The 14,591-nt window shown below is 47.9% G+C and carries 11 protein-coding genes; 10 read left to right on the top strand and 1 reads right to left on the bottom strand.

Features of this window, described 5'->3' with window-relative positions; genetic code table 11:
* The first annotated feature begins 4 nt into the window (after positions 1 to 4).
* Genes NIASO_RS09405 through NIASO_RS09395 form a run of 3 tightly spaced genes read left to right on the top strand, consistent with a single transcriptional unit; the run spans position 5 to position 3,455 of the window.
* The gene (locus tag NIASO_RS09405; RefSeq protein WP_008584058.1) at positions 5 to 1,396 is read left to right on the top strand and encodes an FAD-dependent oxidoreductase; all 1,392 of its coding nucleotides are present in this window, start codon (positions 5 to 7) and stop codon (positions 1,394 to 1,396) included.
* A gap of 17 nt (positions 1,397 to 1,413) precedes the next feature.
* The gene (locus NIASO_RS09400; protein ID WP_008584060.1) at positions 1,414 to 2,334 is read left to right on the top strand and encodes an endonuclease/exonuclease/phosphatase family protein; all 921 of its coding nucleotides are present in this window, start codon (positions 1,414 to 1,416) and stop codon (positions 2,332 to 2,334) included.
* An 11-nt stretch (positions 2,335 to 2,345) separates the two neighbouring features.
* A complete protein-coding gene (locus tag NIASO_RS09395; RefSeq protein ID WP_008584062.1) occupies positions 2,346 to 3,455 on the top strand; it encodes a metallophosphoesterase in 1,110 nt (369 codons plus the stop codon).
* Between the two features lie 15 nt (positions 3,456 to 3,470).
* Here the strand turns inward: NIASO_RS09395 and NIASO_RS09390 are convergent, their stop codons facing one another.
* Positions 3,471 to 4,241 (bottom strand): DeoR/GlpR family DNA-binding transcription regulator, encoded by a 771-nt coding sequence (locus tag NIASO_RS09390; protein ID WP_008584064.1) that lies wholly within the window; start codon positions 4,239 to 4,241, stop codon positions 3,471 to 3,473.
* Between the two features lie 105 nt (positions 4,242 to 4,346).
* On the opposite strand from NIASO_RS09390, the gene NIASO_RS09385 reads away from it, so the two are divergent.
* From NIASO_RS09385 to NIASO_RS09355, 7 genes are all read left to right on the top strand, one after another.
* A complete protein-coding gene (locus NIASO_RS09385; RefSeq protein ID WP_008584065.1) occupies positions 4,347 to 5,621 on the top strand; it encodes an MFS transporter in 1,275 nt (424 codons plus the stop codon).
* A gap of 18 nt (positions 5,622 to 5,639) precedes the next feature.
* Positions 5,640 to 6,608, top strand: coding sequence for a 2-hydroxyacid dehydrogenase (locus NIASO_RS09380; protein WP_008584066.1), 969 nt, complete (start codon positions 5,640 to 5,642; stop codon positions 6,606 to 6,608).
* 15 nt (positions 6,609 to 6,623) lie between these two features.
* Positions 6,624 to 8,069 (top strand): FGGY-family carbohydrate kinase, encoded by a 1,446-nt coding sequence (locus tag NIASO_RS09375; protein WP_008584068.1) that lies wholly within the window; start codon positions 6,624 to 6,626, stop codon positions 8,067 to 8,069.
* Positions 8,070 to 9,509 (top strand): FGGY-family carbohydrate kinase, encoded by a 1,440-nt coding sequence (locus tag NIASO_RS09370; RefSeq protein ID WP_008584070.1) that lies wholly within the window; start codon positions 8,070 to 8,072, stop codon positions 9,507 to 9,509. It abuts the gene before it with no gap.
* A gap of 108 nt (positions 9,510 to 9,617) precedes the next feature.
* Positions 9,618 to 10,220: a histidine phosphatase family protein gene (locus NIASO_RS09365; protein ID WP_008584072.1), complete on the top strand. Its 603-nt coding sequence runs from the start codon at positions 9,618 to 9,620 to the stop codon at positions 10,218 to 10,220.
* 10 nt (positions 10,221 to 10,230) lie between these two features.
* Positions 10,231 to 11,421 carry a hypothetical protein gene (locus tag NIASO_RS09360; protein WP_008584074.1) on the top strand — a complete coding sequence of 397 codons (1,191 nt, stop codon included), beginning with the start codon at positions 10,231 to 10,233 and terminating at the stop codon, positions 11,419 to 11,421.
* A 142-nt stretch (positions 11,422 to 11,563) separates the two neighbouring features.
* The gene (locus NIASO_RS09355) at positions 11,564 to 14,572 is read left to right on the top strand and encodes a glycosyl hydrolase (protein WP_008584075.1); all 3,009 of its coding nucleotides are present in this window, start codon (positions 11,564 to 11,566) and stop codon (positions 14,570 to 14,572) included.
* The last annotated feature ends 19 nt before the right edge of the window (positions 14,573 to 14,591 follow it).

Here is a 14,591-nt window from a genome sequence, read left to right as displayed (position 1 = left end):
TAATATGTCAAAAACAATCGTAGAGCCGGCCAGGGAAATTGCAGTGAGAAAAGAAACTGATGTACTGGTGATTGGCGGGGGGCCTTCGGGAATTATGGCTGCGCTGGCAGCGGCGGAGGACGGATTAAATGTAATGCTGATAGAAAGCCGCAGTTTTGTTGGAGGCAATATGACTATTGGTTTGCCCATACTTGGATTTCTTGGACAGAAAGGGAACCAGATTATCAAAGGCCTCCCGCAACAATTCATTGACCGGTTAAAAGCAGTCCGGGCCTCCAGCGAGCACCGGCCCTGCCCGTTGCATATGAGCCTTACGTTGGTGGAACCGGAAGCCGTAAAAACAGTGGCGCTGCAAATGCTGGTGGAAAACAACGTGGACGTATTGTTCTATGCCTTTTGTGTGGGAGTAATAATGGAGGGTGATGAATTGAAAGGCGTGATCATCGAAAGCAAAGCGGGGCGTGAAGCAATATTGGCTAAAACAGTCATAGATTGCAGTGGCGACGCCGATGTGGCTTATCGTGCAGGCGTTCCCTGCGAATACGGGAATGAACAGGGAGGCGTGCAGCCCCCGACACTGATGTTTTGCCTGGGCGGGGTAGATACAGAGAAATTGCGTACAAGCATTGCCGAAGAGCCCAGGACCTATCTGACCGATTTTATACCGGCTGAATACTTCGGTCAGAACAACCAGTTCGTATTGGTAGGGATGCGCAACCTGGTAAAAAAAGCGCAGGAGGCGGGACTGACATTGACAACAGAGCGTACTATTCTTATCACCGGGTTGCGCAAAGGAGAAGTGTGGGTAAATATGACGCGTGTGAACGGTGTAAACGGCACGGATCCCGGCAGCCTTACGTATGGGGAAATTGAGGGCCGCCACCAGATACAGGATATTCAGCAATACCTCATCCAATATGTACCGGGCTTTGAGCAAGCCTACTTTCTGAAAACGGCCCCTTTCATCGGCATCAGGGAAACAAGGCGGATACAGGGGCATTATACCATGACCCGGGAAGACATTATGAGCTGCCGCCATTTTGAAGATGCAATAGCGGTGGCCAGCTACCCGCTGGATATTCACCATCCGCAGGGAGGTGGTTGTACGCTGGAATGGTGCGGTGATTGCTATGATATTCCTTTTCGTTCATTGATCCCTCAAAAAATTAAAAACCTTATTGTGGCCGGGCGCTGCATTTCCGCAACCCATGAAGCCATGTCTGCCATCCGCGTAATGGCGCCCTGTATGGCGATGGGCGAAGCCGCCGGGCGTGCGGCAAAAATGGCTGTAAGGGCAGGGGTACAACCGGCAGCTATTGATGTAAAGAAATTGCAGGAGGAGCTCCTCAATAAGGGGGCCTACCTGCGTCCTTTTCCGGAAGAACCGGTATCATAAATTAAAATAATTCAGAAATGATGTCATTTGGTAGAAGACGTTTTTTGAAAGGTATGGGCGCTGCTGCATTATTGCCGGTATTACCTGTTTTCAGTAAGGATGCAGGAATTTCACCCGGTAAAGCCCGCACACATCGTGTGTTGAGCTGCAACATCCGTGTGCCGCTTGATGAGGATGAAACAAAAGGAGTGGGCTGGTCTGTACGGAAAGCGGTTTGCCTGAAGATGATCAAAGACAAACAACCGGATATTGTCGGTCTGCAGGAAGTGTTCAATGTACAGGCAGATGATCTCCGGAAGTATTTTCCTTCCTACCAGTTATTCGGTTTTGACGGCCCGGAGATGGACCTGCACCCGACCGGCTATTACGGCATCGCCAAGAACCCGATACTCTTTTCCAGAGACCGGTACGAATTACTTACGGGTGGCACGTACTGGCTTTCAGAAACACCGTTGGTAGCAGGAAGTAAGTCCTGGGAAACCGCCAGGGCCCGGCATGCGAACTGGGTGAGGCTCAGGGAAAGAAAAACCGGGAAAGAGATAAGAATGATCAACCTGCATCTGGATCATATCTCCGCTGAAGCAAAGATCCGGCAGGCAAAGATGGTGGTGGAGGAAAGCGCGCAGTACCTGCCGGAATATACCCAGATACTCACCGGCGATTTTAATAGCAGGTTTGACAGTAAGGTGCTTGATCCGGTGCGGAACGGGGGTTGGAAAGAAAGCTATGAGACGATTCATGGAAGAAAGGAGGCAGGATTTACCGGTCATGAGTTCCAGGGCATTGATTATGAAAAAGGCCCTTCTAAAGGAAGGATTGATTATATCTGGTACCGGGGAAAGGCAGCACCGGTAAATGCCCTTATCCTTAAAGATCGTTTGAATGGGAAATACCCCAGTGATCATTTTTTTATGCAGACCGATTTTGTTATTGAATAAAAATAACTGGAATGAAAAAAAGAATATCAGGATGTATACTTTCATGTTTATTGATTTCAACGGTTGCCTTTTGTCAGGGAAATTATAAAAAGCCTGCGCTGGAGCAGAATGGATCCTGGTCATTGATCATGGTGCCCGACCTGCAGAATTATGTAAAGTGGCAGCGGAATCAGCCATTGATCGATCTTATGATGGCATGGATTGTGGACAATATTGATACGCTCAATATAAAGATGGTAATGGGGGTGGGGGATCTGGTGGAAAATGATGGAAAGATCACCAATGATTATGATGGCGATCAAACTTCAAAAAGCCAATGGGAATATGTTTCCAGGGCTTTTGGCAAACTGGATGGGAAAGTGCCGTATATCGCAGCAACGGGCAATCATGATTATAGTATAGACCGGCAGGGGAACCGCACCTCCCAATACAGCCAGTTCTTTGTTCCTGAAAAAAATTATCTGAACCAAAAACTACTGGTTCAGAATACCCGGAACGGGCAGGGGCAGCCCACGCTGGAAAATGCGGCATATGAAATAAAAGGATTGAACGGGAAAGATTATTTGTTTATGACCGTGGAGGATGGCCCAAGGGATACGGTGCTCACATGGGCAAAAAACGTAGCGGCCCTTCAGCAATACCAGAAGCACCGGGTGATCCTGTCCACACATGAATTTTTAAATACAAAGGATAAACGTACCACGGGTGAAGTGAACTGGATCTGGTGGGAACCGTATAATGTTAATAATATGATCCGGAAGTCGCCACGGATCAAATTGCCAGATGCTAATAATGGGCAGCAGGTCTGGGAAAAAGCAGTGCAGCCTGCTTCCAATATTGAGCTGGTGTTGTGTGGCCATATTTCGGGCGAAGGATACCGGAAAGACAAAAATGCCGCTGGTAAAACGGTTCATCAGTTGCTGTTTGATGCGCAGTCAATGGGCGGCGGGCACCGTTATGGAAACGGGGGCGATGGATGGCTGCGTATTCTTGAATTTTTCCCGGACGGAAAAACGGTGAAAGTAAAAACGTTTTCACCGCTCTTCGGAATTTCGCCCGCCACGCAGTCCTTAGCATGGAAAAAAGATGTACGAAATGAATTTACGTTCAGGTTTGATTGATGATCAGTGTGGGTATTAACTGATAATCATTTTAATGCCCTTATCTTCAAATTGGTTTACCAGGTGGGCCGGTATTTTATCATCCGTAACAATATAGCTAACCTGTTCAATCGTGCATATTTTAGCCACGCCCCGGCGGTTAAATTTTGAACTGTCTGCCAGCAATACCAGCGTCTGGGCCGTGTCAATCATCTTTCTGTTTAAGGTGGCTTCTGCCAGGTTCGAAATCGTGGCACCATGATCCAGGTCGATCCCATCAATCCCCAGGAAAAGAATTTCGCAGGAGATGTCCTCTAATACCTGGAACGCGTATCCGCCGGCTACGGAAGAGGAATTAGGCCGGATCACACCGCCCAGTTGCAACACTTCCACATTGTTCCGGTTGCTGAGCTCCAGCCCCACTTTAAGCGCAGGCGTGATAACCGTTAATTTATGCTGAGGGTGAAGCGCTGCTGCTAAGGAAAATGCGGTGGTGCCCGAACCGATCATAATAGAGTCGGCATTTTTTATCAGGGGTAAAGCCGCTTTTGCTATTTTTTTCTTTTCATCAATATTAATGAATTCTTTTTCGTTGATGGGCTTGTCCCCGGCATAGGGATTATTGAGCGAGGCGCCCCCCTTTGTTCTGAATAACAGGTTTTTTTCCTCTAGCATTTTAAGGTCCTTTCGAATGGTTACCCCGGATACTTTCATTTCGGCAGCCAGATCATCAATATTCAGTTTGCCTTTTTTGCTGATTTTGTTTAAGATATGCTCATGCCGCTCAGTGATTGTTCTTACTGCCATTTTTTAATATTTAAAACAAATATAAAGTTCGCTGATTTTTAATTTAAATTTTATTTTTAAAAATATTTAAATATATTTATTTTTGTTTAAATTTACTTGCATAATATGAATAATAATGTAAAACTCACAGGCTTTTTTGCCAAAATAGGATTACCTCAAAACCTGGCCTGGGGCTACTTAGGTATCCTGATCTTTATGATGGGCGACGGCGTAGAGCAGGGCTGGCTAAGTCCTTATCTCATCCACGATCGTGGGCTGACCATCGAACAATCGGCAACCCTCTTTAGTGTCTATGGTCTTACAGTGGCCTTATCTTCCTTTCTGTCCGGGATCCTTGCTGAAGGTCTGGGCGTACGGAAAGCGATGTGGGCGGGGTTTTTGCTTTTTGTAGCAGGAACCTTCGGATTTGTAGGGCTGGGACTTAAAAACCTGGACTTCAGCGTGATGTTGCTTACCTACGCTATCCGCGGATTTGGCTACCCCTTGTTTGCCTATACCTTCCTGGTATGGATCACGTACCGGACACCGCAAAGCAAGCTGGGCACCGCGGTAGGATGGTTCTGGTTTGTATTTACCGGGGGACTGAATGTTTTCGGCGCTTATTATGCGAGTTGGGCTATCGAAAAGATGGGCCATATTAACACCTTATGGACCTCGCTTTTTTGGGTAACCCTGGGAACCTTGTTCGCACTGTTGATCAATCGTGACCGGATCAAAAAAACGGGCACACAGGACAAACTCCGGGAACTGGTGGATAGCATCAAAATAGCCGTAAAGGAACCCAAGGTTTTTTTAGGAGGTATTGTGCGTACCATCAATACCACGGCGCAGTTTGCCTTTCCCGTGTTTATGCCCCTTTATTTTGAAAAATATGGCTTTACCACCAGCGACTGGCTGAAGATCTGGGGAACTATTTTTACTGCAAATATCATTTTTAACCTCATATTCGGTTTTGTAGGCGACCGGCTTGGATGGCGCAGGACTATTTCCCTGTTTGGCGGCGTCGGTTGCGGTTTAACTACTTTGTTATTTTATTACTCGCCCCAGTTGTTTGACGGCAATTTTTTCATGGTGTTGCTAAGCGGTGTGCTGTGGGGGGCGTTGCTGGCGGGTTATGTGCCATTGTCTGCGCTCGTTCCCTCCCTGGTACCTAAAGGGAAAGGTGCTGCCATGGCATTTCTGAACCTGGGCGCCGGTTTGTCGGTGTTTGCTGGCCCGCTGATCGTTCGGCTTTTTATCGGCTCTGCCGGAAATGCAGGCGTGATCTGGATCCTGGCGATCCTGTATTTTGTTAGCGCGCTGCTTACAAAGTTTATCTCCCTGCCCAAAAAAGAGGAGGTACAAAATGCCGACGCGGAATTAACAACATCAACTATTTAATAAGAATTCAATCATTATATGACTATTTTAATTACAGCGCCCTATAATGAAGCGGGACGCCGGGAACTGGAATCCCGTTTTGGAAAAGTGATCTACAAAGTATGGAAAGAGAATGGACGTGCTTTTAACGCAGCAGAACTGAACCGGTTGCTGGACGAAACACAGGCGGATGCGCTTATTACCGAACATGATGACGTTACGGATGAGGTGATCCGCAAGCACCCCCGTTTGCAGTTCATTGGGGTATGCCGCGGAACCCCGTCTAATGTGGCAGTAAAAACTGCAACGGAACTGGGTATTGAAGTGTTTCATACCCCGGCAAGAAATGCACAGGCGGTGGCGGAATTATTTATTGCGAACGTGATCACCTTTTTGCGCAAAACACTGCCGGCAATGGAATGGCTGAAAGGGCGCAACTGGCAAAAAGGAGCGCATGCCTCTTATCTTCAGTTTAAAGGAAATGAGCTGGCGGGTAAAACGATCGGAATGGTGGGCTTTGGTGCCGTTGGGCAGCGTATTGCAGGTATGGTAAAAGCTTTTCCCTGCCCCGTAAAATTTTATGATCCTTTTATCGATGGTTCTTTCAACGGTTATGAGCAGGTGGGTTTAGATGAAGTGTTTGAAACAAGTGATATCGTTTCCATACACCTGCCGGTAAACGCTTCTACCATTGGTATGATTGATAAAAAGCTTATCGATAAGATGAAACCGGGCGCCCTTTTTATCAATACGGCAAGGGCCAGTGTGGTAGATCGCAATGCGTTGCTGGAAGCTATCGAGAATAACAGGATCCGCGGTGCCATTCTTGATGTATTTGATCATGAACCTCCGGATGCTATTGATTACCGGCTGATCGACCATCCGAATGTATTAGCCACTCCGCATACTGCCGGCGCAACGGATGAAGTGGAAGACCATCATGTTACCATCCTCAATGAAAAATTATTGAACTGGGCTCAAACGCAACCGGTCGGTTTATTACAATAGATTCAATCAATAATTATGACTTTAAAAAACGCATACATTATTATCGACTTTGGCACCGGCAACCTGCGCGCGGCGGTTATTGCAACCGATGGTGCTATTTTAGGAGTGGCCCGGGAAGATATTGCCTATATAAGGGACGACCGCTATGGCGATTCCATTTATTTCGATCCGCAGTTATTATGGAACCAGGTACTGGAGCTTACAGCGGTGGCATTAAAACAGGCAGGCCTGGTAAAGATCCTTGCCATTACTGCCACCAGTCAGCGGGAAGGGATTGTAGTATTGGACAAGGCCGGTATGCCGGTGGTAGGGATGCCCAATATCGATCACCGGGGAAGAGAATGGGAGGAGATACTCGATAATAAAGAGCAGGTGTACGGCTTAACAGGACGTTATCCCACCTCACTTTTTTCAGCATTTAAGTTGGTCGGGTTGCGGGAAGGAAGAGAAGAATGGTGGCAACAACTGGATACGTTTCTGAGCATCAGCGATTGGGTGGAATATATGTTCTGCGGCGTGGAACACTATGAACACTCGCAGGCTTCTGAAACCCTTTTATATGATGTAGAGCGGCGGGCCTGGTCGGAATCATTGTGTGAATTATTTTCGTTCCCGTTATCACTATTACCGCCGCTAACCAGCTCTGGTACCGTGCTAGGGCAGATCCGGCAGCCGCTTGCTGAAGCGCTGTCGATAAGCCGGGATGCAAAAGTGATCGTTGGGGGAGCCGATACACAACTGGCGGTATTGAGTACCTGCGCACAGGCGGGGGACCTGGTGATCGTTTCCGGAACCACCACGCCGATCATTAAATTATCCGCTTCTTATGACCTTGATAATGCACAACGCACCTGGACGGGCAGATATATTGATGACAACAGTTATATGGTAGAAGCCAATGCCGGTGTAACCGGGCTGAATTATCAACGCCTGAAAAAAATATTCTATCCAAATGAAGGATATGAAGTAATTGAAAACGAATTACGATCACTAACAGATTTTCAATGCGTGGCCTCATTGGGATCATTGCTGGCCGATGAAAAAGAGCCGTTGATCAAAGGCGGGTTTATTTTCAATACGCCCGTTAACCATGAGTTGTCCCGGGCGGGTTTGGTTTGGGCCACTTTGTGGGATATTGCCTGCAGCATTTTTGAAAATTATAAAACGCTGGTTTCCGTCACGCCCAATGAACAACCGTATATCTGGACCTGTGGCGGCGGTATGGAAAGTAAAATGCTGCGACAGTTTATTGCTGATCTAACGGGCAAAGAAGTCCGCATCCGCGACCATTACCGCCATGCTTCGGTGGCAGGCGGCATGATGATCTGTAATAACACATTGGGGATTGAAGCGGAGCAAACAAAGGCATATGACCGGGTGCAGCCGTCCGCTGGTACGGAACATCAACATTTTTACGACCGTTGGAAAACGCACCGGGAATTATTAAAGAAGATTTTCTAAATGAGTGATACATATTTTATTGGGGTTGACCTGGGAACCCAGGGATTACGGGTAGTGATACTGGACGAAAAAGGAACGATCATTGCCAACGCGGAACAAGGCTTTATATTGTCGCCTGCCATGCGTATGGAACAGGATCCCGGTGAATGGTGGACTATTTGCCGATCCTGTTTAAGTAAGGCAGCGGCGCAACTGCAGCCGGAACAACGGAACAGGATCCGGGCCGTTGCAGTAGATTCAACATCGGGCACCGTGATCCCCATGGATCAGCAATACCGCCCGCTGCATCCGGCAATTATGTATAGCGATCAGCGTTCCGGCGCCCAGGCAAAAAAATGTACGGCTGCAGCGCAGCAGTTCCAGTCACATGGGTTTACCGGCTTCAGCACTTCAACAGGACTGTCCAAGATGGTATGGTTCGCTGAAACTTTTCCCGAAAAAGCGGCACATATTTTTAAATGGATCCATGCCGCGGATTTTATTACAGGAAAATTATGTGGCGTATGGAATGTTACGGATTATACTAATGTCCTGAAGTCAGGATATGATTTGTCGGCGTTGAAGTGGCCGGATTACATCAGCGAAACATTGGGAATAAAAAAAGAATGGTTGCAGGAAGTGCAGCCTTCCGGAACGGTAATAGGAAAGCTGACGGCGGACCTGGCAAACGAACTGGGGCTGCCGGCCGATGTGGCCGTTACCACCGGTATCACCGATGGCTGTGCCTCTCAGGTGGCGTCGGGTGCCATAAAGCCCGGGCAGTGGAATACGACCATCGGCACCACAATGGTAATAAAGGGGGTGACAGAAAAAGAAATTATTGACCCGTTGAATCGTTTATACAACCACCGCCACCCTGCTGGTTACTGGATGCCCGGGGGTGCGGGGAATATTGGTGCAGACTGGGTTTCAGCAGGCTTTAAAGAAGAGCTGGAGCATTATAACCAGTCGGCAGTTTCTTTAACGCCAACCGGCCGGGTCGCCTATCCCCTGATCCAAAAAGGAGAACGGTTTCCTTTTGTGGCGCCGGAGGCAAAGGGTTTTGGTCCTGAAGACGTGTCGAAGGAAATGTTGTACACCGCCAACATGGAAGGGGTGGCGTTTGCAGAACGGTATGCCTACGAGTTGATTGAATTGCTTTCCGGGGAAAAAGTGGAAGCCATTTATACCGCCGGAGGCGCCAGCAACAGTGATAGTTGGTTGCAGATCCGTAGTGATGTTTTGCAAAAACCAGTTTACAAAATGAAATACGTTTCCGGTGCGGTGGGAGCGGCCATTGTAGCAGCATCAACTACCTGCTTCAAAGATATAACCGAAGCCACGATAGCGCTGACCCAGGCAGAAAAATGGGTACAGCCGCGAACTGTTTTGAAACAGCAGTACGATGATCAGTACAGGCTGTTCCTGGAAATAATGAAGGAACGGGGATTTATAAATTAATGTGTATTAAGTTTAGTTAATCACTTAATGAACTTTAATCTTAATGGTTCATTACGGACCGATACGAAGAAAAAAATGAGCTTTATTTTTGTATAAATAATAACCAGGATGTTAAAAGTGATTTTATTGCGACACGGCGAAACGGCGTATAATGCAGATGGGAACCGGTATTGCGGCAGAACCGATATCGGGCTTACGGAAAAAGGAATAGCACAGGCGGGAAAAGTGTTTGAAGCGTTGAAAAATATACCCGTGGATGCCGTTTATTCATCCCCTCTGCAACGTGCCCGCAGAACGGCTGCGATCGCATCGGGTGACCATAGCGTCATAACCGATGAACGCCTTATAGAAGCCGATTTTGGTTTGTGGGAAGGAAAAACAAAAGAAGAATTTAATGCCGAAGATCCTTCGCTTTGGGCGGCATGGATGAAGGATCCGGGGGTAGCAAGGGCAGGGGGTACCGGCGAAACCGGTGGCGAGATTGTAAAACGGGTGAATGACTTTTTTGAAGAGTTGCACCGAAAGCATAATGGACAATTGGTAATGGTAGTAGCGCATAATGGTATCAACCGGTTGTACCTCGCAGCAAAAATGGGCATGCCGTTATCTAATTACCGGCGTTTCGATATGGAAAACTCCGCGGTGTCCTATTTTGAACTGGATGATGAAAATGTGCTGACGCTCAAAAAACTAAACACAACCGCATTATAATACGCATCAAATGAATATCCGCATCCATGGGGTGTTATGCCTTCTCATTTTGATCTTATGGAGCTGCAAAACAGCTCAGCAAGGCCAATACCCTCATAACAAAAAGGAACAGTTTTCTTTAAGCAATCTTCCGCGCAGCATTTACAGAGAAGAAGGTAATTTTCATGTGCAGGGCGTGGTTGTGGACACCAAACGCGGCTATGCTTATTTTTCGTTTACAACAAGCCTGGTAAAGACCAACTTAAAAGGTGAGCTCATCGGAAGTGTGGATGGTTTTATCGGGCACCTGGGGTGCCTGGATATAAACCCGGAGGACGGTCGCATTTATGCCTCATTGGAATATAAAAACGATCAGATCGGTAAAGGAATTTTAAAGGGGCTGGGAGATGAAACGAAAGAGCAAAACAAGGAAAGCTCTTTTTACATCGCCATTTTTGATGGGGATAAAATAACCCGGCCGGGTATGAGCGCTGAAAAAGATAACATCATTCATACGGTTTATTTGAAAGAAGTGGCTGATGATTATAAGGCCACCGTCAGGAATAAAGGCAAACAGGTCGAACACCGTTATGGATGCAGCGGTATTGATGGTATTGCTTTTGGTCCTCAGTTCGGGCAAAAAAGAGGAAAGAATTTTTTGAATCTGGCCTATGGCGTATACGGCGATACATCCCGAACGGATAATGATTACCAGGTGCTGCTGCAATATGATCCGGACAACCTCCGGCAGTATGAGCGACCGCTGTCGCAAACGGGCTTTAATAAAACCGGGCCGGATAGGCCGCTGAATAAATACTTTCTTTATACCGGGAATACCAGCTATGGCATTCAGAATTTAGAATACGACCCGGGCACCGGGTATTGGCTGGCTGCTGTTTATGCAGGGAAAAAAGCATCGTTCCCCAATTACAGCCTGTTTGCAATAGACGGCTCCAAAAGCCCGGTACAGCAGGCGTTGAAAGGATTTGATAATGGTGAAAAAGGGGAAGTACTGCAACTGGCGGCAGCCGGCAGTCATGATAAAAAAAGCGGTGTATATGGCTGGTATTTTCCATGGGGGTCTACCGGTTTGTTTGCGTTAGGTAATGGCTATTTTTATATTTCTCAAAACGGGGTTACTAAAAATAAAAAACAATATTGCAACCTCCGGCTGTATCGTTGGACGGGGCTGCCCGCTGGTCCGTTTGAAGAAGTAAAATGACGATTGTTTTATCCGATCCCAACTGGCCGCCCAAAATATATAAAGTATCGAGTATCTGGCACCCGGGATCAAGTATCCAGGATCCAGCAACCAGCATCGGATAGCTGTGCACAACGTTTAAACTTCAATATATAAAACAGCTATGCATCTAAAAAGAAGAAGTTTTCTAAAGATCAGCGGGTTGGCGGGTTTTCATTCCGTGCTGGTGCAGCAGTTGCCGGTTAGGGCCCTGGCCGCTTTTGATACCAGTGATTCGTTATTCAGGAATTTTGTTACGCCACCTGAAACCGCGCGTTCTTCCTGCTATTGGTGGTGGTTTAATGGGCTGGTAGACGAAGAAGGTATCCGTAGAGATCTGGAGGCCTTTAAGGCAAAAGGAATGGGTGGTGTATTGCTGGTAAACTCAGCAGACGGATTGGGCGGCGCCCGCATTCCGCAGGGAGCGAAATTGCTGTCAGAAGAATGGAAGGCGTTGTATCGCTTTGCCATGAAAGAGGCGAAACGCCTGAATATTGAGGTAGGTATCAATCTGAGCTCTGGCTGGTGTATGGGCGGCCCCTGGATCAAACCGGAAAACGCCGGCCGGTGGTACCTGCAATCCACCGTGGAGTTAAAAGGCCCGCAGTCATTTGCCGGAGTCTTACCGCTGCCGGGCAATCGCGTGGGGTATGATAAGGTTTTTAACCCGCCAGGATATAAAGAATATATTGACCTTCCCCTGGCACAACTGGATTACCGGGATACGGCTGTTGTGGCTATCCGGACTTCAGGGAAAGAACATAAATTAACCGGCAGCCGTGCCGCGTTGCTGGAAGCAAAAACCAACCGGAAAGATGCCAGTAATTTTGCAAAATCATTTGAGATCACGGACCCTGTTCAGACGCCCTGGCCGAATGCAGCCGGCGATGCGGCGATCCCTTTAACGGATGTGATCGATCTCTCCGGTAAGATGGATGCAACCGGGCAACTGCGGTGGGAAGTACCCCCCGGCACGTGGACGGTTGTGCGTACGGGGCACAGGATGACCGGATCAAAACTGATGATCGCCCAACCCGAAGCGGACGGGTTATCTATCGACTGGTTTGATAAAAAAGGAGTGGAGCTCCAGTTTGAGCACCTGGGAAAAGTATTCATAGAAGAGGCGGCAAAAGTAGGAGCGAAGCCGGCTTATTTCTGCGATGATAGTTTTGAAGACGGTTTTCCTAACTGGACGGAACAGGTCCTTGAAAAATTCCGGCAGTACCGCGGGTATGATGCAACACCCTACCTGCCGGTGTTATCGGGATATATAATGGGCAATGCGGAAATATCCGATCGCTTTTTGAATGATTACCGCCGGACCATTGCTGATTGCATGGCGGATGATCACTACGGGCACTTTGCAAAGCTTTGTCACCAGCACGGTATGTTGGTGCAGAACGAAGCTGCCGGTCCCAGCCGCTCCGGAACGATCTGTATCGATGGGTTAAAAAACCTTGGGCGTAGTGATCTGCCTGCTGGTGAATTCTGGCTGGCGCCCAAACATGAAGACCCCGAAAATTTAACAGATGATAAATCCTATGGGGTCTCCCGGTTGGATTTCGGGCAGAATAAAGTAACAAAGATGGTAGCATCGGCAGCGCATATCTATGGTCGTAAACTGGCGTCGGCAGAGGCTTTTACCAGTTTCCGGCACTGGCTGGATTACCCGGGCTCGCTGAAACAGGCGCTGGATCGTGCTTTTTGTGAAGGGATCAACCGCATTGTGATCCATACATCTACCGCAACAAGACCCAAAGACGGATTGCCGGGCTATGAATATGGTGCAGGCACCCATTTTAATCCTAATGTTACCTGGTGGGAATTTGCTGCGCCCTTCTTTTCCTATGTGGCGCGCAGTCAGCAGTTGCTGCGGACCGGGCATTTTGTAGCCGATGTGTTATTTTATAATGGAGATATAGCGCCCAACCTGGTAGCGCAAAAACACATTCCAGCTACATTAGGTAAAGGATATGATTATGATGTATGTAATGCAGAAGTATTGTTAGAGCGGATTAATGTACGCGATGGGAAACTGGTGTTGCCGGATGGTATGCAATACCGGATGCTTGTGTTGCCCGAAAGCAGCCGCATGCCGGTTGCCGTACTGAAAAAGATAAAAGCGCTTTTGGAGGCAGGTGCGCTGGTAATGGGTGCTCCGCCGCAAACAGACTCCGGCCTGACCAATTACCCGCAATGCGATGCAGCGATTCAGCAGATAGCAAAATCATTGTGGAAGGATGCCGTTGCATCCAACGGGATACCAGTTGGTAAAGGGCGCCTGTTTTATCCCGGGTCCATACGGGCAATATTGCAAAGGATGCACTATCAACCTGATTTTGAAGCTACCAACCGCAATGCCTGGATCGATTTTATTCACCGTACTACAGGGAATGCTGAGATCTATTTCCTCACCAACCGGAAAAAAGAGGCGGTACAGAGCGACTGTCTGTTTCGCGCAACCGGCCGTCAGCCGGAGCTTTGGGATGCTGTTTCGGGAAAACGGTGGCTTCCGCTATATAAAGAAGAGGCCGGCCGTATTAAAATAACATTGAACCTGGATGTGTTTCAATCTGTATTCGTGGTATTCCCTAAAGTAAAAACAAAAGGTCTTCCAAGTGCACCGGATCCATGGCAACAAGCCGGCGGACGGCGTAAACTGCAGGAGCTTACCGGTTCCTGGAAGGTAAGCTTCGATCCCCAATGGGGCGGTCCTGCAACTATTGTTTTTGAAGACCTGCAGGACTGGAGCCATCATCCGGACGTAGGCATTCGCCATTATTCGGGTAAAGCGGTTTATCGTAAACAGTTCTCTTTTAACGATGCATTGCCGACAAACCCTTTATTTCTTGAGTTGGGCGTTGTCAAGAATATCTGCCGCGTATGGCTAAACGAAAAAGATTTCGGCATTGTATGGACGGCACCCTGGCGCGTGGAAATAACTTCTGCGCTAAAGCGTGGTAGTAATGATGTTCGCATTGAAGTGATCAACCTCTGGCCCAATAGGTTGATCGGTGATGCCGCATTACCTGTGGAGCAAAGAAGAACGCATACCAATATTCCTTTTAAAAAGAACGATCCGTTACTCCCTTCAGGATTGTTGGGGCCGGTTAGCCTGGTAAGCTTCGCCTGAGACCCGCAATCAGGTCGAC

Source organism: Niabella soli DSM 19437 (assembly GCF_000243115.2).
In the GTDB taxonomy this organism is placed as follows: Bacteria; Bacteroidota; Bacteroidia; order Chitinophagales; family Chitinophagaceae; genus Niabella; species Niabella soli.
Note: the sequence above shows the minus strand (reverse complement) of the source record. Positions and strands in the feature narration are given on the sequence as shown.

Coding starts and splice junctions, on each gene's coding strand:
- NIASO_RS09405 (WP_008584058.1), top strand. CDS start 5: ATGTCAAAAACAATCGTAGAGCCGGCCAGGGAAATTGCAGTGAGAAAA.
- NIASO_RS09400 (WP_008584060.1), top strand. CDS start 1,414: ATGATGTCATTTGGTAGAAGACGTTTTTTGAAAGGTATGGGCGCTGCT.
- NIASO_RS09395 (WP_008584062.1), top strand. CDS start 2,346: ATGAAAAAAAGAATATCAGGATGTATACTTTCATGTTTATTGATTTCA.
- NIASO_RS09390 (WP_008584064.1), bottom strand. CDS start 4,241: ATGGCAGTAAGAACAATCACTGAGCGGCATGAGCATATCTTAAACAAA.
- NIASO_RS09385 (WP_008584065.1), top strand. CDS start 4,347: ATGAATAATAATGTAAAACTCACAGGCTTTTTTGCCAAAATAGGATTA.
- NIASO_RS09380 (WP_008584066.1), top strand. CDS start 5,640: ATGACTATTTTAATTACAGCGCCCTATAATGAAGCGGGACGCCGGGAA.
- NIASO_RS09375 (WP_008584068.1), top strand. CDS start 6,624: ATGACTTTAAAAAACGCATACATTATTATCGACTTTGGCACCGGCAAC.
- NIASO_RS09370 (WP_008584070.1), top strand. CDS start 8,070: ATGAGTGATACATATTTTATTGGGGTTGACCTGGGAACCCAGGGATTA.
- NIASO_RS09365 (WP_008584072.1), top strand. CDS start 9,618: ATGTTAAAAGTGATTTTATTGCGACACGGCGAAACGGCGTATAATGCA.
- NIASO_RS09360 (WP_008584074.1), top strand. CDS start 10,231: ATGAATATCCGCATCCATGGGGTGTTATGCCTTCTCATTTTGATCTTA.
- NIASO_RS09355 (WP_008584075.1), top strand. CDS start 11,564: ATGCATCTAAAAAGAAGAAGTTTTCTAAAGATCAGCGGGTTGGCGGGT.